The sequence below is a fragment of the Modestobacter sp. VKM Ac-2978 genome (genome assembly GCF_026968025.1).
GTDB lineage: Bacteria > Actinomycetota > Actinomycetes > Mycobacteriales > Geodermatophilaceae > Modestobacter.
Window position 1 is genome coordinate 491,753 of sequence record NZ_JAPVBP010000002.1, and the last position, 18,131, is coordinate 509,883.

Below are 18,131 nucleotides of genomic sequence, written 5' to 3' on the forward strand. Positions count from 1 at the left end.
CCGGCTGTCCAGCCGGGCCACAGGCAGCCTGCCTAAGCTCGGCGCCGTGCCCCTCCCGCCCGGTCCGCGAGCCCACGGATGAGCCGGGGAGGAGCCGCCGGGTCCCGGCGCGCGGCGCTGCTGGTGGCGGCGGTGCTCGGTGCCGCGCTGGTCGCCGTGATCGCCCTGGCCACGCCGTGGGACGTGCTGCCCGTGCCGCCCGGCGGCCGCACCCCGGTCGATCCGGGCGCCGCGTTCGGTCCGGAGCAGGTGGCCCGGGCGGAGGCCTTCACCGCGGCGCTACGCCCGGCCTCGCTGACCTCGCTGGTGCTGAGCCTGCTCGTCTCGGCGGTCTTCGGGCTCACCCGGGCCGGAGCGGCGGCCGCCCGGGCCGTCGCCCGGCCGCTGGGCGGTGGCTGGGGCTGGCAGGTGCTGCTCGGCTCGCTCGCGATCCTGCTCGTCGGCCGCTTGGTGACCTTGCCGCTGTCGGCATACGGCGAGGTGGTGCGGCGTCGCTACGGCCTGTCCACGCGCGGCTGGGACCTGTGGGCGCGCGACGTCGCGACCTCCTACGGCATCTCCGCCGGGTTGACCGCGCTGGGGCTGCTGGCCCTGGTCGCGCTCGCCCGGCGGGCCCCGCGCACCTGGTGGGCGTGGGCGGGCACGGCGGCCGCGGCCCTCGTCGTCATCGGGTCGTTCCTCTACCCCCTGGTGATCGAGCCGGCCTTCAACCGCTTCGAGTCCATGCCGGCCGGTCCGCTGCGCACGGAGCTGATCGCGCTGGCCGAACGCAGCGGCACACCGGTCGACGACGTGCTGGTCGCCGACGCCAGCCGGCGCACCACCACACTGAACGCCTACGTCTCCGGCTTCGGCTCCACCCGGCGGATCGTCGTCTACGACACGCTGCTGGACCAACGGCCCGACGAGGAGATCGTCTCGATCACCGCCCACGAGCTGGGGCACGTGGCGAACGACGACGTCCTGACCGGCACGCTGATCGGGGCGCTCGGCGCCGGGGCGGGCGTCGCGCTGCTGGGCTGGCTCCTCGGGTCGACCCCACTGCTGCGCCGGGCCGGCGCAGCGGGGCCGGGGGACGGGGCCGTGGTCGGCTTGCTCCTGCTGCTGCTCTCGCTGGGCACGTTGCTGTCCACGCCGGTGCAGAACCTGGTCTCCCGGCACATCGAGGCGCGGGCGGACCTGCACGCGCTCGACCTGACCGAGGACCCGGACTCCTTCGTGGCGGTGCAGCAGGCACTGGGGGGCGCCAACCTCAGCGACCCCGATCCGCCCGCGATCTGGCAGTGGGCCTTCGGGTCGCACCCCACGGTGCCGCAGCGGATCGCCTTCGCCGCCGACTGGGTGGCGGTGCGCGACCGGTGAGCGAGGACCGCACCCTGGTCGTCACCAACGACTTCCCGCCCCGGCAGGGGGGCATCCAGACCTTCGTCGCCGCCCTGCTGGCCACCCGGCCGCCGGAGTCGCTGGTCGTGCTGGCCTCGGACCACCCCGGCTCCGCCGCACACGACGCCGCACTGCCCTATCCGGTGGTGCGTGCTCCCACCGGCATGCTGCTGCCGACGCCGCGCGTCGCCCGGACCGCTGCGCGGCTGGCCCGCGAGCACGGCTGCCGGACGGCGTTCTTCGGCGCGGCGGCACCGCTGGGACTGCTCGCGCCGGCGCTGCGGCGGGCCGGGGTCGAGCGCCTGGTGGGGGCCACGCACGGCCACGAGACCGGCTGGGTGGCGCTGCCGGCGGCCCGGCAGCTCCTGCAGCGCATCGCCGGCGGGCTGGACGTGCTCACGTACATCAGTGAGTACACGCACGGGCGGCTGGCCCCGGCCCTCGGCGACCGCACGGAACTGGCACAGCTCTCGCCCGGGGTCGACGTCGACCGGTTCACCCCGGACGCCGAGGGGGCCCTGGTCCGGGAGCGGTACGGGCTCGGGGACGACCCGGTCGTGGTCTGCGTGTCCCGGCTCGTACCGCGCAAGGGGCAGGACCTGCTGGTCGAGGGCTGGGCGCAGGTGCTGGCCCGGCACCCGCGCGCGAAGCTGCTGCTGGTGGGCGGCGGCCCGCTGGAGCCGGCGCTGCGGCGCGCCGTCTCCGACCGGGGGCTGACCGGCTCCGTCGTCCTGACCGGGGGAGTGGCACCGGCGGACCTGCCGGCGCACTACGCGGCCGGGGACGTGTTCGCCATGCCCTGTCGCACCCGCCGCGGTGGGCTGGACGTCGAGGGGCTGGGCATGGTGTTCCTGGAGGCGGCCGCCTGTGGCCGACCGGTCGTCGCCGGCACCTCGGGCGGGGCGCCGGAGACCGTCCGGGACGGGGTGACGGGGCACGTGGTGGACCCGCGGTCGCCCGCCGCGGTCGCGGGCGTGCTCGCCGACCTGCTGGACGACCCGGCGCGCGCCCGGGCGATGGGCGCGGCCGGCCGGGCGTGGGTCGAGCAGCGGTGGTCCTGGACGACGATCGCGTCGACCTTCGCCGACCTGCTCGACCCCGCGCGCTGAGCGCGGGGCCGAGCAGCTCAGCCGTCTGGCGCTACCGGCTCGACCCCTCAGGCGCTACCGCGCGTAGAGCGCCTCGACCTCGGTGCCGAACTGCTTCATCACCACGGCCCGCTTGAGCTTCAGGCTCGGGGTGAGGGTGCCGTTGTCCTCGGTGAAGTCGTCGCCCAGCACCCGGAACTTCTTGATCGCCTCGGCCTGTGAGACGGCCTTGTTCGCCTCGGCGACGGCGGTGTCCAGCTCGGCCAGCAGCTCCGGGTCGTCGCGCAACTGCTCGGGGGTGAGCGAGGTGTCCTTGCCCTGGGCCTTCAGCCACGTCGGGAGCGCCTCGACGTCCAGGGTGACCAGCGCGGCGATGAAGGGCCGCTGGTCGCCCACGACGAGGCACTGGCTGACCAGCTTGTGCGCCCGCAGCCGGTCCTCGAGCACGGCGGGGGCCACGTTCTTGCCGCCCGCGGTCACCAGGATCTCCTTCTTCCGCCCGGTGATGCGCAGGAAGCCCTGGGCGTCGAGCTCACCGATGTCGCCGCTGTGGAACCAGCCGTCGGCGTCGATGGCCTCGGTGGTCGCCTGCTCGTTCTTCCAGTACCCGCGCATGACGATCCCGCCGCGCAGCAGCACCTCGCCGTCGTCGGCGATCGCCGCGTCCACGCCGGGCAGCGGGCGCCCGACGGTGCCGATGCGCAGCGCCGCGTCGTGGTTGACGGCGGCGGCAGCAGTGGTCTCGGTCAGGCCGTAGCCCTCGAAGATCGTCACGCCGATGCCCCGGAAGAAGTGGCCGAGCCGCTCGCCCAGGGGGGCGCCGCCGGAGATGGCGCCGGCACAGCGCCCGCCGAGGGCGGCGCGCAGCTTGCCGTAGACCAGCTTGTCGAACAGGGCGTGCTGCACCCGCAGCGCCAGCCCGGGACCGCCGGTGTCCTGTGCGCGCGACCAGTCGACGGCCACCTCGGCGGCCCGGCCGAAGATCTTGCCCTTGCCGTCGGCCTCCGCCTTGGCCTTGGCGCCGTTGAACACCTTCTCGAAGACCCGGGGCACGGCCAGCACGAAGGTGGGCTGGAACCGGCCCAGGTCTCCCACCAGGTCCTTGATGTCGGGGGTGTGGCCGATGACCGTGCGGGTGTTGAGCGCCCCCACCTGCAGGACCCGGGCCAGCACGTGGGCCAGCGGGATGAACAGCAGCAGCGAGCCGTCGGGGTTCATGAACCGGCTCAGCAACGTCATGCCGTTGCGGATCTCGAACAGGAAGTTGGCGTGGGTGAGCTCGCAGCCCTTGGGTCGGCCGGTGGTGCCGCTGGTGTAGATCAGCGTGGCCAGGCTGTCGGCGGAGAGGCTGGCCCGCCGGGCGGTCAGCTCGCTGTCGGGCACGTCGGCGCCGGCGGTGGTCAGGGTGTCCAGCCCGCCGTCGTCGATCACCCAGACCGGGCCCAGCTCGGGGGCCTCGGCGCGTACGGACTCCACGGACGCGGCGTGGTCGGCGTTCTCCACCACGACCGCCCGCGCGCCGGAGTCGGAGAGGATCCAGGCCACCTGGTCCACGCTGGAGGTCTCGTACATCGGGACGACGACGGCGCCGGCGGTCCAGATGGCGTAGTCGAGCACCGTCCACTCGTAGCGGGTCCGGGCCATCAGCCCCACCCGGTCGCCGGCCTGCACACCACCGGCGATCAGCCCCTTGGCGACACCGGCGACCTCGGCGGCGAACTCCGCGTAGGTGACGTCGACCCACTGACCGGCCTGTTGGCGCCGCAGCCCGACCTCGTCGGGGTGCTCGGCCGCGTTCCTGGCGACCATGTCCGGCAGGGCGTCTTCTGGCCCCACGCTGGCGGTGGGGGGAACGCTCAGTTCGCGCACGCCGTCCTCTCTGTCCTGCCCGGCCGGGGGCTCCGTCGCCCCGCCGCTCCGGACCAGGGTCCAGGGGCCAATCTAGTCCGCGCGGCCACCGGGCAGTAGCCGAGCGGCCCCCTGCGGGGGAGGAGGCCCGGGAGGAGGCCAGGTCGGGGGTGGGCAGCGACTACCCTCCGCCCCATGGCTGACCAGTCCACCCAGTCGATCGTCATCGACGCGCCTGCGGCCGAGGTCATGGCCGTGATCGCCGACTTCCCGGCCTACCCGTCGTGGGTGTCGGCGGCCAAGCAGGTGGAGGTCCAGGAGACCGGGGCGGACGGGCGGGCCCGCCGGGTGCACTTCGTGCTCGACGCCGGCGCGGTCCAGGACGACTACGTCCTGGCCTACACCTGGGACGACGACCGTCGGGTCGACTGGACGCTGGTGCAGGGCCAGATGCAGAAGCAGCAGGACGGCTCCTACTCCCTGACCGAGTCCGGTGGCCGCACCACCGTCACGTACTCGATCACGATCGACCTGTCGATCCCGATGCTCGGGATGATCAAGCGCAAGGCCGAGAAGGTCATCCTCGACACCGCGCTCAAGGAGCTCAAGAAGCGCGTCGAGGGCTGATGCGCGCCGTGCAGGTCCTCCTCGTGACCGGCCCCGGTGGCGCCGGCAGCTCCACCGTCGCCGCAGCCACCGCCGCGCGGCTGGCCGAAGCCGGTTCCCGGTGCGTGCTGCTCACCGGCCAGCCGGCCGGGATCACCGACCTGACCGACCGGGTGACCGTCGACGTCGTCGCTCCGCAGCCCGCGCTGGAGGAGCTGTGGGACCGGCACGTCGGTCAGCTGGCCGACGCGCTGCCGTTGCTCACCGTGCCGCCGGCCTCCTCGGTCGTCCCGCTGCCCGGCGTCGCCGAGTTCGCGCTGCTCACCGCCCTGGCCGGACACCTCCGCGATCGGGACACCGACGTCGTCGTACTGGACCCCGGTCCGACGGCGACGGCGACGGCGCTGCTCGGCCTCCCCGGGGCGCTGCGGTGGTGGCTGGCGCAGGCCGCGCCGACCCGGCTCCGGGTGCTCGCCACGCTGCGTGCGGCCGCCCCCCCGGGCCGCGGCGGGGTCACCGCCGGGCTGCTCGCCGGCGCCGCGGCGACGGAGGAACTGCTGGACGCGGTGGCGCTGGCCGACCCCGCCCGCACCGCCGTCCACCTGGTGCTGCGCCCCGACGCAGCGGCGGAGCACCTGCGGCACGCGGCCACCGCACTGGGCGTCCACGGTCAGCGGATCGCCTCGGTCACCGTCTCCCGGCTGCTCCCGGGCGGCTCGGGGGAGTGGTGGCAGCAGCGGGCCGCGGTGCAGGAGCAGGCGGTGCGCTCGGTGCGCGCGCTCCTGGACCCGGTACGGGAGGTGGCCGAGGCCGCGGTCCCGCCCGCCAGCGTGGCCGACCTCCTCGCGCTGGGCGCCGCCGTGCCGGAGACGGCGGTGCAGCCGCTCACCCGGGCCATGCCCCGCCGGGTGGGCGGCGAGTGGCTGCTCGACGTGCCGCTGCCCTTCACCCGCCGCGGAGAGGTCGAGCTGACCCGCTGGGCCGACGACCTCGTGGTCACCGCGGGCGGGGTGCGCCGGTCCCTCGCGCTGGACGCACTGCTCCGCCGGTGCACGGTCTCCGGCGGGGCGCTGACCGATCCGGGCACCGCCCGGGCGGTGCTGGAGGTGCGCTTCGTCCCCGACCCGGACCAGTGGCCGGCCGGGCTGCTGGCCGCCGGCGCCACGGCGGGTGCGCCGGCCGCGGGAGGCGGGGCATGACCGGACCCGGCCCCGACTGGGTCGAGCAGGCCCGTCGGCTGGCGGCGGGACTGGCCGCCGAGCACGCGGCGGGAACGCGGCTGACCGACGTCCTGGGCGACCTGCTGGGCGCGCCCGCCGCACGGCCCGACGCCGCCTCCCCGCCCGAGGACGACGGTGCGGCGACGGGGCCGCAGCCGGCGGACGACTGCCGCTGGTGCCCGGTGTGCGTGGGCCTGGCGGCGCTGCGCGGACGCCGTCCGGACCTGGTCGAGGCGCTGGCCGACGTGCTGGCCAGCGCCGCCACCGCACTCCGCGCCCCGGCCGGCGCCCCGGACGGCAACCCGGACGGCGGCACGCAGCCGGCCGACTCGCCCCGCACCGACCCGGACGGCAGCGTCGCCGCGCCCGAGACCCCTGCCCCCGACGTCCGCACCGCGGACGCGCCAGCCCCTCCCGAGGAGACCGTGACCCACCCGGCCCCCGCCCCCGTCCAGCGGATCGACGTGGCATGACCGCCCCCGACCTGCAGGGCCTCGACTCCCAGGGCCACAGCCCGACCGCTACCGGCCGGGCCGCCCAGTTGCCTGCGCTGGGCATCGACATCGGCGGCACCAAGGTCGCCGGCGGCGTCGTCGCCCCCGACGGCACCATCCTGGACACCGCCCGTCGGGCCACCCCGGGCAAGTCGGTCTCCGCCACCGAGGACGCCATCTCGGCCGTGGTCGACGAGCTCGCCCAGCGGCACGGCGGCCCGCTGGTCGGCGTCGGCGTCGGCGCGGCCGGCTGGTTCGACCGCACCGGGGACACCGTGCTCTTCAGCCCGCACCTGGCCTGGCGCCACCAGGCGCTGCGCAAGGACCTCGCCGGCCGGCTGCAGCGTCCGCTCTGGGTGGGCAACGACGCCGACGCGGCCGCCTGGGCGGAGTACCGCTACGGCGCGGCCCGCGGCAGCAGCCTGATGCTGATGATCACCCTGGGCACCGGGATCGGCGGCGGCATCGTCATCGACGGCCGGCTGCAACGGGGCTCGCACGGCGTAGCCGGCGAGTGGGGGCACATGCGCGTGGTGCCCGACGGCCGGCTGTGTGCCTGTGGCAACCGCGGGTGCTGGGAGCAGTACGCCAGCGGGAACGCGCTGGGCCACACCGCCCGCGAGGTCGCCGACCACTCCCCGGCGGCCGCGGCCGACCTGCTCGACCGGGTGGACGGCAACGCCGCGCGGCTCACCGGCGAGGTCGTGGCCCGGGCCGCGGCCGACGGCGACCCGCTGGCCATCGAGCTGCTGTGCGAGGTCGGCACCTGGCTGGGGCAGGGGATCGCCGACCTCTCGGCGATCCTCGACCCGGACGTGGTGGTGATCGGCGGCGGGGTGAGCGTGCTCGGCGAGACGGTGCTGGCGCCGGCCCGGGAACGCCTGGAGCGGGCGCTGCCCGGTCGTGGGTTCCGGCCCGGACCGCGCGTGGTCGCCGCCGAGCTGGGTGCGCAGGCCGGGCTGGTCGGCGCCGCCGACCTGGTGCGCCGTGCGGTGGCCGACGGCGACGGCTGACGAAGGACCTCCCTGCCCCCCACCGCTCGCAGGCTCGCGTCGGGCCCCTGCAGGGAGGCCAGGTGCCTCACTCCGGGGCGAGCTCGCGGGCCAGCTGCTCGAGGAACAGGCCGATGTCGGTGACGATGCCCATCGCCTGGGCGCTGCCCCGGTCGGCCAGCTTGGTCACCGTCGCCGGGTTGATGTCCACGCAGACGAGCGGCACCGAGGCCGGGAGGATGTTCCCGGTGGCGATCGAGTGCAGCATCGTGGCCACCATGATCGCGAAGCCGACGTCGGGCAGCTCGGCGCGCATCGCCCGCTGACCGTCGATCACGTCGGTGATCACGTCGGGCAGCGGACCGTCGTCGCGCACCGAGCCGACCAGCACGAACGGCTTGCCGGCCTGCACCATCGCGTGCATGACCCCGCCGGTGAGGACGCCGGTCTCCACTGCCGCGGCGATCGACCCGGCTGCCCGGATGGTGTTGATCGCCCGGATGTGGTGCTCGTGGCCGTGCGGCACACCCGAGCCCTTGGCCAGGTCGACCCCGAGGGAGGTGCCGAAGAGCGAGGACTCGATGTCGTGGGTCGCGAGGGCGTTCCCGGCGAAGAGCACGTCGACGTAGCCGGCCTGGACCAGCCGGACCATCGCCGGCGCGGCACCGGTGTGGACCACGGCCGGGCCGCCGACCCACAGCACCCGCTTCCCGGTGGCCTTGACCTCCCGCATCCGCTCGGCGATCTGGCGCACCAGGAGCGCCTGGGGCTTCTCGCTGGAGACCGAGGAGGACATGAAGCCGAAGTCGTCCTCGTCGCCGCGAGGTGCCTGCGGGGGGAGCTCCACCCGCACGCCGTGGGCGCCGCAGACCACGGCGTCCCCGGCCCGCACGTCGCTGACCGGGACGGTGCGCACGACCGGACCATCGGTCACCACCAGGCCGCAGTCCATCTCCGGGCGCTGGACCCGCAGCCACTCCCGGTCCAGCCGGACCAGGGTCTCCAGGTTGGTGGTCGAGTAGAAGTCCTCCGGGAAGACGCCGTCGGAGGGCGCGGGCCGGGTCGTCGCCGTCCCGGGGTCGACGGCGTTGGCCCCGTGCACCTGCACCCGCATCAGGATCCGGTCCAGCAGTTCGGGCTCGGTCGCGCTGACCTCGACCAGCGCCCGGGACTCGTCCTGGTGCTGACGGCCCAGGTCCAGGCTGTCGATCCGGTAGTCACCGCCGTACTCGAGGACGTCGTCGAGCACTCGGGCGAGGATGCCGGTGTCCATCAGGTGACCGGTCAGGGTGACGACGGCGGAGTGCGGCGAGGAGCTCATCCTGCGGAGGCTAGCCGCCCCCGTGCGCCACTCGGCCCCGTGCAGGGTCCCGCCCCGAGCCTGCGAGGGGTGGGGGGCACGGGGTGTTTCTTCAGACGACGGCGCCGTTGTCACCGTCGTCCGAGTCGCGGTCCCGCATCCGGGACACCAGCACGCTGACGCCGCCCACCACCGCGGCCACCCCGAGCACCAGGCCGAGGTCGATGGACAGGCCGACCCGGGTCGGGGCGATGAGCAGCACGGCGCCGAGGCCGATGAGCAGCAGCGCGTAGAGGGAGGCCGGGGCCAGCACCGGCAGCGGCGGGGGAGGGGGCGGCTCGTAGTGGTCGTCGAAGGCGTCCAGCACCGTTCGCTCGGCCGGCGGCGGGGGCGGGTCGTCCCGCGGTTCGGCGGCCACCACGTTGCGGCCGTGCTCGGCCTCGAAGGCTGCGACGATCCGGGCGAACTCGGCGTCCTCGTCGGTGACCCGGTCCGACCGCGGCGGCACGGGCCGGGAAGTGGTCGGCTCGTCGGTGTGCCGTTCCACGACGGCGGCGGCCTCGGCGCGCTGGGCGCGGTCGACGAACAACCGGTCCGACGGCGGACTGGGGAAGGAGACGCTGCGGGTGTAGGGCTGCACGTCGGTGGCCGGCTCGAGGTAGGCGGCGATCCCGGCGGTGGCCAGCAGGTCGAGCAGGTGCTCGCCCACCCGCGGGTCGACGTCGCGCAACGGGTGCCACAGCGTGGCGTCCAGCCCGTTGTCGCGGCGGCCGCGGCCGCGGCCCGGACCGCGGGGGAGCGTCACGAGCTGCTCGCCCGGGCCGCGGGGACGCGCTCCTGGATCCACTCCACCGACCGGGCGAAGACCATCGGTGCGTCGTTGTCCAGGGTGGCCACGTGGTAGCTCTCGTGCAGCAGCACCTCGGTGGTGTCGGTGCTGCCGACGCCGGCCAGCAGCACCCGGGTCGAGGCGGGCTCCACGACGTGGTCGGTGACGCTGCGGAAGACCAGCAGCGGGGCCCGTACGGAGCCGAGGTCGGCGCGGACGGCGGCCCACAGCCGGCGGAGGGCCAGCGCGGCCCGGGTGGGCAGCCGCGGGTAGGCCAGCTCCACCGGCCCCGGCTTCTTGATGTCGTTGGCGACCGGCGCCCAGGCCGGGGTGAGCCGCGCCAGCACCGGCAGCAGCCGGGCATCGCGCCGTTCGGTGAGCAGCGAGGGGTTGACCAGCACCAGGGCGGCCACGTCGTCCGGACGTCGCTGGGCCAGCCGCAGTGCCAGGGTGCCGCCCATCGACAGCCCGGCCACCACCACCGAGCTGCACCGGCCACGCAGGTCGTCCAGCGCCGCGGACAGCTCGCGGTACCAGTCCTCCTCGGTGCTGACGTTCGCGTCCTGCCAGCGGGTGCCGTGGCCGGGCAGCAGCGGGCAGCGCACGGTGAGGCCGGCGGCGGCCAGGTGCTCGCCCCAGTCCCGCAGGCTCTGCGGGGTGCTGGTGAACCCGTGGCACAGCAGCACCCCGACCGGCCCGCCCGGCAGGTCGAACGGGGCGGCGCCGGGCATCAGCGACCCGGCCTGCGGTGCGGCCTGCGGCATCGGTCCTCCGGAGCTGTCTGGCCGTGCGGCGTCGGCTGCGATTGTCGGGTTGTTGTGCGCCTCCTTAGTCTGACAGTCGCTGAGGGAGGCGCGTTGTTCTACTGGTTCCTCAAGTTCGTGGCCCTGGGGCCGATCGTCAGGCTCGTGTTCCGGCCCCGAGCCGAGGGCATGGAGCACGTCCCGTCGACCGGTGCGGCGATCATCGCCAGCAACCACCTGTCGGCGGCGGACTGGATCTTCATGCCACTGTCGCTGCGTCGGCGGGTCACCTTCCTGGCCAAGGCGGAGTACTTCACCGGCAGCGGGCCCAAGGGGGCCGCCCAGCGTCTCTTCTTCGGCGGCAGCGGGCAGGTGCCGATCGACCGCACCAACGCCTCCGCGGCCGAGGACGCGATCCGCACCGGCATCCGCATCCTCACCCAGGGCAGGCTGCTGGGCATCTACCCCGAGGGCACCCGGTCGCCCGACGGTCGGCTGTTCCGCGGGAAGACCGGCATCGCCCGGATGACCCTGGAGACCGGCGCGCCCGTCGTCCCGGTCGCGATGGTGTACGAGCCGCGCAAGGTGCCGTTGCCCGGCAAGCTCGGCCGCCGGCTCAGCAAGCACCTGCTGCGGGTGGTCGTCCGGTTCGGGGAGCCGCTGGACTTCGCCCGCTACGACGGGCTCTCCGGCGACCGCTTCGTCGAACGGTCGATCACCGACGAGATCATGTACGAGATCATGGAGCTCTCCGGCCAGGAGTACGTCGACCTCTACGGCGCGAAGGTGAAGAAGTCGATGGACACCACCGGCGTCACCGCGACCGAGGCCGTGTCCCGGCTGCAGCCACCGCCGCACGAGGCCGCCGACCGGTTGCCGAGCTCACTGGCCGGCTGAGCACCTCCGCCCGACGCTCGGGCGAGAGGCGCGCCTGTGGAGCAGTGCTCCGCAGCGCCGGTGGTGTCGCCGCACGTCGACCTGGGCACCCCCGAGAGATGCACTCCCGGAACGGCGCCCCGGCGCGACGGCGCCCGGCCGCCCGCTGATCGGGGATGGACCCCACCGGTCTGGCCTACCTCGTCGCCGGCGCCGCGGCCCTGCTGACCGCTCTGCTGCCCCGGCTGCTCCGTCGGCTGCCCATCTCGATGCCGATGGTGGTGGTGACCATCGGCATCGCCGCCTTCGCCACCGTCGACGGACTGCCCACCCCTGACCCGCTGGCGCACGAGACCATCGCCGTCCACCTGACCGAGGCCTGCGTCATCGTCTCGCTGCTGGGCGCCGGGCTGGCACTGGACCGACCCCTGGGCTGGAAGCGCTGGTCGACCACCTGGCGGCTGCTCGGCATCACCATGCCGCTGACCGTCGTGGCCACGGCACTGCTCGGCGGCTGGCTGCTCGGGTTGGGGGCGGCCGCTGCGGTGCTGTTGGCCGCTGCCCTGGCCCCCACCGACCCGGTGCTGGCCACGGAGGTCCAGGTGGACGAGCCGACCGGTGAGGCGGAGAGCGAGGACGAGGCGCGCTTCGCGCTGACGTCGGAAGCCGGCCTCAACGACGGGCTGGCCTTCCCGTTCACCTACGCCGCGGTCGCCATGGCCACCCTGGGGGCGGCGCCGTCGAACTGGCTGGGGGAGTGGCTCCTGCTCGACGTCGGCTGGCGGATCGCCGCAGGTGTCGCCGTGGGCATCGGAGTGGGCCGGGCACTGTGCGCGCTGTTCTTCTCGGAGCGGCCGCAGCGGGCCGGCCTCGCCGAGCGGGCCGAGGGCTTCGTCGCGCTCGCCACCGTCTTCCTCGCCTACGGGGTCGCCGAGCTCATCGAGGGCTACGGCTTCGTCGCCGTGTTCGTCTGCGCCTGCACGATCCGGTCCGCGGAGCGGGCACACGGGCGGCACCAGGTGCTGCACACCTACGTCGAGCAGCTCGAACGGCTGCTGACCGTCGTCGTCCTCGTGCTCCTGGGCGGCGCGGTCGCCCGGGGTGCGCTGGCCGACCTGAGCGGAGCCGAGGTGGGGCTGGCCGTCGTCCTGGTGCTGCTGGTGCGGCCGCTGGCGGGCTGGGTGGGGCTGCTCCGCGGGCACACCGGCCGGTGGGAGCGCAGCGCCATCTCCTTCTTCGGGGTCCGTGGCATCGGGTCGCTCTACTACCTCGCCTACGGCCTGAGCCAGGCCGAGTTCGCCGGTGCCGAGCAGCTGTGGCGGGTGACCGTCCTCGTCGTCCTGGTGTCGGTGGTCGTGCACGGGGTGGCCGCGACGCCGGTCATGACCTGGCTGGACCGCCGCCGGCAGCGCGCTGCCGTGGCGGTGCGCGGGGACGAGGCCGCGGCCCCGGTCACCCCGGTCTGAGCCGACGCCGTCGCGGCGGCGGGCGGTGAGAATGGCCGGGTGTCCGATGCCATCGAGTTCATCCGACCGGCCGGCCTGACGGCCTCGGCGCCCTACGCCTACGCGGCGGTGGTCGGGCCCGGCCGAACGGTCTTCACCGCCGGCGCCTGCCCGCTCGACGGCGACGGGCGCATCGTCGCAGTCGGCGATGTGGCAGGTCAGGCCGCTCAGGTGGTGCACAACCTGGTCGTCGCGCTCGAAGCCGCCGGTGCCGGCCTCTCCGACGTGGTCAAGACGACGGTCTACGTGGCTGCTGCCGACCAGCGTGACCTGGTCACCGCCTGGGATGTCGTCCGGGCGGGCTTCGGCGCGCACGACGCGCCGAGCACCCTGCTCGGGGTGGCCGTCCTGGGGTACCCCGACCAACTGGTCGAGGTGGAGGCGATCGCGGTGGTGGCCGGCTGATCAGCGGGGGCCGAGCGGGCACACCGGCCCCTCCGCCACGAGGGCGAGGTGTCCGTGATCGGCACCGCCTACGGTGTGCCGGTGAGCGTGCGGCGGTACTTCTACGACACCGAGTTCATCGAGGACGGCACCACCATCGACCTGGTGTCGATCGGCGTGGTCGACGAGACCGGCCGGGAGTTCTACGCCGTCAGCACCGAGTTCGACCCGGACAGGGCGATCCCGTGGGTGCGCCGCAACGTCCTGGACCAGCTGCCCTCGCCGGCGGACAGGGCCTGGCGCAGCCGGGAACGGATCCGGGCGGACCTGCTGTCCTTCCTCACCGCACCCGGGGAGGAGATCGAGCTGTGGGCCTGGTTCGCCGCCTACGACCACGTGGCCCTGGCCCAGCTGTGGGGTGCCATGCCGGCGCTGCCGAGGCCGATCCCGCGCTTCACCCGTGAGCTGCGCCAGCGCTGGGACGACGCCGGGCGGCCCGACCTGCCGCCCAAGCCCGCGGGGACGCACGACGCGCTGGTCGACGCGCGCTACAACCTGACCCGCTGGCAGGTGATCGAGGCGGCCGGAGGTCGTCCGACGCCCCGCTGACCTGCGCGGGGCACGACACTGACCGGGTGGACGCAGCTGCGACGCCGGAGGAGGCGCTGACCCGGATCGCGCGGGCGGCGGCCGGTGAGCACGGTGCACCGGTGGGGCTGCTGGACGGCTATCTGCCGGCGGTGCTGGCCGTGGCGCGCACCGGGCGCCGCCTCGGCCTCGCCGAGGAGGAGTCCTGCCGTCGGCTGGGTGGGGAGGCCGCGCGGGCCGGGGTGTCGTTGCCGGCGCTGGTCGACCTCTACATGACGGCGTCCCGGCGACTGTGGCCCGAACTGCCCGATCTGCTGGGCCGGGTGCGGTCCCGGCCGGTCCGGCCCGCGGAGCTGGTGGGCATCGGCGAGGTCGTCTGGCGGGCTGCGGACACCGCGCTGGCCGCCCTGGCCACCGGCCACCTGGACGCCCAGCACGAGGTGGTGCGCCGAGAGGAGGCCTACCGGCGGGAGTTCGTCGACGACCTGTTCAGCGGCCGGTCCGACGTCGGGTCACTGGTCGAGCGGGCCGAGCCGTTCGGCCTGTCGCTCACCGCGACGCACGTGGTCACCGTGGCCGGGATCGACCGGCCGATCGACTCGGGCATGCACGTGGCCGGTGCGGTCGAGGCGGCGGTCCGCGCCCGCACGGACGGCCGGGGCCTGCTGGTCGCCGCCAAGGACGGGCGGCTGCTGTGCATGCTCTCCTCGCCCGCCGCCGACGGCGGCGGCGGTGGCGGGATCGGCCCGCAGGAGCTGGCCGAGGTGGTGGGGCGGGCCGTCGCCCGGCTGACCCACCGCTCGTCGTGGCGGGTGGGGGTCGGGCGCCCGCACGCCGGGCCGCGCGGGGTGCTCCACTCCTACCGGGAGGCCCTCGACGCCCTGGACCTGGCGGCTCGGCTGGAGCTGCCGCAGCCCGTCGTCCACGCCCGTGACCTGCTGGTCTACCGGGTGCTGCTGCGCGACGAGACGGCGATGGCCGACCTGGTGCAGACCGTGCTCGGCCCGCTGGTGGACGCCCGGGGCGGGGCCGAGCCGCTGGTGCGCACGCTGGCCGCCTACTTCGCCACCGGCGGGAACACCGCGGCGACCGCCCGCGCCCTCCATCTGAGCGTGCGGGCGGTCAGCTACCGGATCGAACGCGTGCACGCCCTCACCGGACACGACGCCACCGACCCGGCCGACCACCTGCCGCTGCTGGTCGCCGTGACCGGGGCCCGGATGCTCGGCTGGCCCCGGTGCCGGCTGGTCGTCGACTGAGGCCCCGCCGGTTGCCGGGACCCGGCAACCGGCGGCGGCGTGACGGTGCCCGGTCATGGCGGTGCGGCCCCCCGCGGGACGGGCCACCGTCAGCGGACGGCGAGTGTCCATGGTCGGCCCCGCCCGTGGCCCCGAGGAGGCGGCCGTGTCCACGTCCACCGGAGGCAACGGCGCCAGCTCGACCGGGGGAATCCGGGCCTTGCGACTGGTGCTCGTCGTCCTGTACGTGGGGATCGCGCTGCCCGGGGCACTGGTGACCCCGGTGCCGCGGATGCTGCTGCTGGCGCCGCTGGTCGGCGCCTTCGCCGCCGTCGTCGCCGGCCTGGCCAATCCCGGCTTCCCGGCGCAGCCGCGCGCGCGGCGGGTCGTGCTGGCGGCCTTCGCCGGCGCGGTGCTGACCGTGCCGTTCGCCAGCGGTGTCGGCCTCCTGGGGCCGTCGGGCGCCTGGCTGGTGATCGGCATGGTCCTGATGGCGGCGACCGTGGTCGCGTCCTGGATCGCCGAGTGCGACTCGGCGCCGCTTCCGCTGTCGGACCCGCGGCGGGTGGCGGCGTTGCGCGACTTCGTCAGCGTGCTGCCCACCGAGGCGCTGATCCGCGAGTGGCGGGCCACCGTGACACCGCTGCAGGTGGCGACCGACCCGCAGGAGCGGGCAGCCCTGGTGCGGGTCCGCGGGCTCATCCTGGACGAGCTGGTCCGCCGGGACCCCGAGGCCGTGGCCCGGTGGCTGGAGGACGGCGGACCGGCCGACCCCGGGACGGACGTGCGCCGGCAGCGGGGCCCGGCCAGCTGAGGTCCGCCGGCAGCAGGTCGCTGCCGGCGGCCCTCCGACTCAGACCGTGAAGACGTTGATCAACCGGGTCAGCTCCCCGGAGAGCTGGTCCAGCTCCCGGGCGGCGCTCCGGGCGGAGTCGACGTCGGCCGCGGTGCGGTCGGCGTCGGTGGTCACGTCGTTCATCGTGTCGGTCACCGACGTGGCTCCGTCGGCCACCGAGCTGACGCTGCGGGAAAGCTCGTTGGTGACCGCCGTCTGCTCCTCCACCGCGCTGGCGATGGTGGTCTGGTGGTCGTTCATCTCCCGGATGACCGCGACGATCTGACTGATCGAACCGACCGCGGCGCTGGTGTCGGCCTGGATCGACTGCACCCGCTTGTGGATCTCCTCGCTGGCCCGCGAGGACTCCTGGGCCAGCTCCTTGACCTCGGTGGCGACGACGGCGAAGCCCTTGCCGGCCTCGCCCGCGCGGGCCGCCTCGATCGTGGCGTTGAGCGCCAGCAGGTTGGTCTGCTCGGCGACCGCCGAGATGACCTTGACCACGTCGCTGATCTCCCGCGAGCTGGTGCCCAGCGCCGCGATCGCCGTCTCGGTACGGGCGGCCAGCTCGACCGCACCCTGCCCGACGTTGCTGGCGTCGCTGGCGCTGCGGGCGATCTCCCGGATCGCCGACCCCATCTGCTCGGCGCCGGCCGCTGCGGAGGTGACCCCGGAGCTGATGTCGGACGCCGCCTGGTGGGCGTGCCGTGCCTGGTCCCGGCTGCGGGCGGCCCGCTCGCTCAGCCCGTCGGCCACCCGGGCCACGCCGGAGGCCGAGGCCGCCAGCGAACCGGCGGCGGAGCCGATGTCGCGGATCGTGCCGGCCACCTTGTCGACGAACCGGTTGAAGGCGCCGGCGAGCTCGCCCACCTCGTCCTGTGCGGAGTCGTCGACCCGCTGGGTCAGGTCGCCCTCGCCGTCGGCGATCTCGGCCATCCGCTGCCGCAGTGCCTCCAACGGTGCGGTCAGCCGCCGGCCCAGCCACCAGGCGAGCGCCAGACCGGCGAGCCCGACCAGCACGGCGGAGACGACCAGCGCACTGAGCATGGACGAGCGGCCGTCCTCCAGGCCCTGGACGGCGGCTGCGAAGTCGCTGTCCTGCGCGTCGACCACCAGCACCCAGTCCCAGGGCGCGTAGTAGCCGACCTGCACCGTGTGCGTCCCGGTCGCGGCGTCGCGGTACCGGACGGTCGCCTGCTCACCCGGCTCCAGGCCGACGGCGGCCGCCACCACCTCCTGGATCCAGGGCTTGCCGTCGGCGTCCTGCGCCTCCAGCAGGGAGGTGCCCTCGGCCTGCCCGTCCTTGCTGATCAGCACCGTGCCGGCCCGGTCGCCGGTGCCACCGAGGGCCCAGACCGTGCCGTTCTCGCCGGCAGCGGTGGTCTGCAGGCTCTCCCGCAGCGCGGGCAGGTTCTCCTGCTTCACACCCACGTAGAGCATGCCGATGACCTGGCCGCCTGCGTCGAACAGCGGCTCGTAGGCGGTGACGTACCAGGAGTCGACGACGAACGCCGTCCCGCGGTAGGTCTGGCCGTTCAGCACGGTAGAGACGACGGGGCTGGGCGCGCCGCCCGCGCCGGTCGCGGGGATGTAGGTGCCGATCGCCCGGGAGCCGGTGGCGCTGACCACGTTCGTCGCGACGCGGAGCATGTCCCCGGCGGGGTTCATCCGCTGGAAGACCGTCGCGGTGCCGCCGACCAGTTCCTGCACCTGGTCCACGACGGGGGTGGGCGCCGCGACGTCGGCGTTCTTGCCCAGCCACGTGCCGCCGACCTCGACGCGGGGAAGCGCGACGGGGACGACCTCGCCGGTCACCTGGTTCTTGGCGTCCCAGGCGACGGTGTTGCGGGTGGCCGAACCGAGCCCGAAGCCGCCGGCCTGCTCCAGCACGTAGCCGGCCACCTCCAGGTCGTTGTCGACGGCCGCGGCGATCGAGTCGCCCTGGCTGGAGACGACGTCGTACACGCCGTCGGCGGTCTGCTCGATGCTGTGCTGGACCATCTGTTGGACGTCGGCCGTGGCGTCGTCGGCGAACTCGCCGCTCTGCCAGGCGCTCACCCCCAGCATGGCCGCTGCGGTCACGGTGACGCTGGCCACAGCCAGTGCCACCACCTTCGTCCTGATTCCCCTGCGCACGTGTGCTCCCTGGCCCGCTTCCCCGGACGGGAGAGATCCCCGCCTCGAACAAGGTCATCGGCAGCC

General features: G+C 74.8%; 17 protein-coding genes. 12 read left to right on the forward strand and 5 right to left on the reverse strand.

All coding sequences use genetic code 11. From position 1 onward, the window contains the following. The first annotated feature begins 78 nt into the window (after positions 1 to 78). Together O2W53_RS06200 and O2W53_RS06205 are read left to right on the forward strand one after the other, a co-directional pair. Positions 79 to 1,362 carry a M48 family metalloprotease gene (locus O2W53_RS06200; RefSeq protein WP_269162133.1) on the forward strand — a complete coding sequence of 428 codons (1,284 nt, stop codon included), beginning with the start codon at positions 79 to 81 and terminating at the stop codon, positions 1,360 to 1,362. Beyond that, positions 1,359 to 2,492, forward strand: coding sequence for a glycosyltransferase family 4 protein (locus tag O2W53_RS06205; protein WP_269162134.1), 1,134 nt, complete (start codon positions 1,359 to 1,361; stop codon positions 2,490 to 2,492). The genes O2W53_RS06200 and O2W53_RS06205 overlap by 4 nt, the downstream gene beginning before the upstream one ends. A 54-nt stretch (positions 2,493 to 2,546) precedes the next feature. On the opposite strand, the gene O2W53_RS06210 is transcribed toward O2W53_RS06205, so the two are convergent. Beyond that, complete coding sequence (locus O2W53_RS06210; protein WP_269162135.1) at positions 2,547 to 4,280, reverse strand: AMP-dependent synthetase/ligase; 1,734 nt, start codon at positions 4,278 to 4,280, stop codon at positions 2,547 to 2,549. Positions 4,281 to 4,514: 234 nt separating this feature from the next. Here O2W53_RS06210 and O2W53_RS06215 point away from each other — a divergent pair, with 234 nt between their 5' ends. The 4 genes from O2W53_RS06215 to O2W53_RS06230 are packed head-to-tail and all read left to right on the forward strand — an operon-like array spanning position 4,515 to position 7,652. Beyond that, a complete protein-coding gene (locus O2W53_RS06215) occupies positions 4,515 to 4,946 on the forward strand; it encodes an SRPBCC family protein (RefSeq protein WP_269162136.1) in 432 nt (143 codons plus the stop codon). Beyond that, positions 4,946 to 6,124 carry an ArsA family ATPase gene (locus O2W53_RS06220; RefSeq protein ID WP_269162137.1) on the forward strand — a complete coding sequence of 393 codons (1,179 nt, stop codon included), beginning with the start codon at positions 4,946 to 4,948 and terminating at the stop codon, positions 6,122 to 6,124. Before O2W53_RS06215 ends, O2W53_RS06220 begins: the two co-directional genes overlap by 1 nt. Continuing rightward, positions 6,121 to 6,618, forward strand: a complete 498-nt coding sequence (locus tag O2W53_RS06225) for a hypothetical protein (protein ID WP_269162138.1) — start codon at positions 6,121 to 6,123, stop codon at positions 6,616 to 6,618. Before O2W53_RS06220 ends, O2W53_RS06225 begins: the two co-directional genes overlap by 4 nt. Continuing rightward, the gene (locus O2W53_RS06230) at positions 6,615 to 7,652 is read left to right on the forward strand and encodes an ROK family protein (protein WP_269162139.1); all 1,038 of its coding nucleotides are present in this window, start codon (positions 6,615 to 6,617) and stop codon (positions 7,650 to 7,652) included. Before O2W53_RS06225 ends, O2W53_RS06230 begins: the two co-directional genes overlap by 4 nt. A gap of 67 nt (positions 7,653 to 7,719) precedes the next feature. Here O2W53_RS06230 and O2W53_RS06235 read toward each other — a convergent pair whose 3' ends face one another. From O2W53_RS06235 to O2W53_RS06245, 3 genes are all read right to left on the reverse strand, one after another. Then, positions 7,720 to 8,952, reverse strand: a complete 1,233-nt coding sequence (locus O2W53_RS06235; protein WP_269162140.1) for an ornithine cyclodeaminase — start codon at positions 8,950 to 8,952, stop codon at positions 7,720 to 7,722. Between the two features lie 91 nt (positions 8,953 to 9,043). After that, positions 9,044 to 9,736, reverse strand: a complete 693-nt coding sequence (locus O2W53_RS06240; protein ID WP_269162141.1) for a hypothetical protein — start codon at positions 9,734 to 9,736, stop codon at positions 9,044 to 9,046. Continuing rightward, entirely contained in the window at positions 9,733 to 10,524 is a 792-nt protein-coding gene (locus O2W53_RS06245; protein ID WP_269162142.1) for an alpha/beta hydrolase, read from the reverse strand. The genes O2W53_RS06240 and O2W53_RS06245 overlap by 4 nt, the downstream gene beginning before the upstream one ends. Positions 10,525 to 10,617: 93 nt before the next feature. On the opposite strand from O2W53_RS06245, the gene O2W53_RS06250 reads away from it, so the two are divergent. The 6 genes from O2W53_RS06250 to O2W53_RS06275 all read left to right on the forward strand — a co-directional run bounded on the left by O2W53_RS06250 (position 10,618) and on the right by O2W53_RS06275 (position 15,908). Then, positions 10,618 to 11,400, forward strand: coding sequence for a lysophospholipid acyltransferase family protein (locus O2W53_RS06250; RefSeq protein WP_269162143.1), 783 nt, complete (start codon positions 10,618 to 10,620; stop codon positions 11,398 to 11,400). 155 nt (positions 11,401 to 11,555) lie between these two features. Further along, positions 11,556 to 12,845 carry a cation:proton antiporter domain-containing protein gene (locus tag O2W53_RS06255; RefSeq protein ID WP_269162144.1) on the forward strand — a complete coding sequence of 430 codons (1,290 nt, stop codon included), beginning with the start codon at positions 11,556 to 11,558 and terminating at the stop codon, positions 12,843 to 12,845. 39 nt (positions 12,846 to 12,884) lie between these two features. Beyond that, the gene (locus O2W53_RS06260; RefSeq protein WP_269162145.1) at positions 12,885 to 13,289 is read left to right on the forward strand and encodes a RidA family protein; all 405 of its coding nucleotides are present in this window, start codon (positions 12,885 to 12,887) and stop codon (positions 13,287 to 13,289) included. Positions 13,290 to 13,370: 81 nt separating this feature from the next. Continuing rightward, positions 13,371 to 13,877: a polyadenylate-specific 3'-exoribonuclease AS gene (locus O2W53_RS06265; RefSeq protein ID WP_269162146.1), complete on the forward strand. Its 507-nt coding sequence runs from the start codon at positions 13,371 to 13,373 to the stop codon at positions 13,875 to 13,877. Positions 13,878 to 13,903: 26 nt separating this feature from the next. Then, the gene (locus O2W53_RS06270; RefSeq protein WP_269162147.1) at positions 13,904 to 15,115 is read left to right on the forward strand and encodes a PucR family transcriptional regulator; all 1,212 of its coding nucleotides are present in this window, start codon (positions 13,904 to 13,906) and stop codon (positions 15,113 to 15,115) included. A 145-nt stretch (positions 15,116 to 15,260) separates the two neighbouring features. Further along, positions 15,261 to 15,908: a hypothetical protein gene (locus O2W53_RS06275; RefSeq protein WP_269162148.1), complete on the forward strand. Its 648-nt coding sequence runs from the start codon at positions 15,261 to 15,263 to the stop codon at positions 15,906 to 15,908. Positions 15,909 to 15,947: 39 nt separating this feature from the next. Here the strand turns inward: O2W53_RS06275 and O2W53_RS06280 are convergent, their stop codons facing one another. After that, positions 15,948 to 18,038 carry a methyl-accepting chemotaxis protein gene (locus tag O2W53_RS06280; RefSeq protein WP_269162149.1) on the reverse strand — a complete coding sequence of 697 codons (2,091 nt, stop codon included), beginning with the start codon at positions 18,036 to 18,038 and terminating at the stop codon, positions 15,948 to 15,950. Between the last annotated feature and the right edge of the window lie 93 nt (positions 18,039 to 18,131).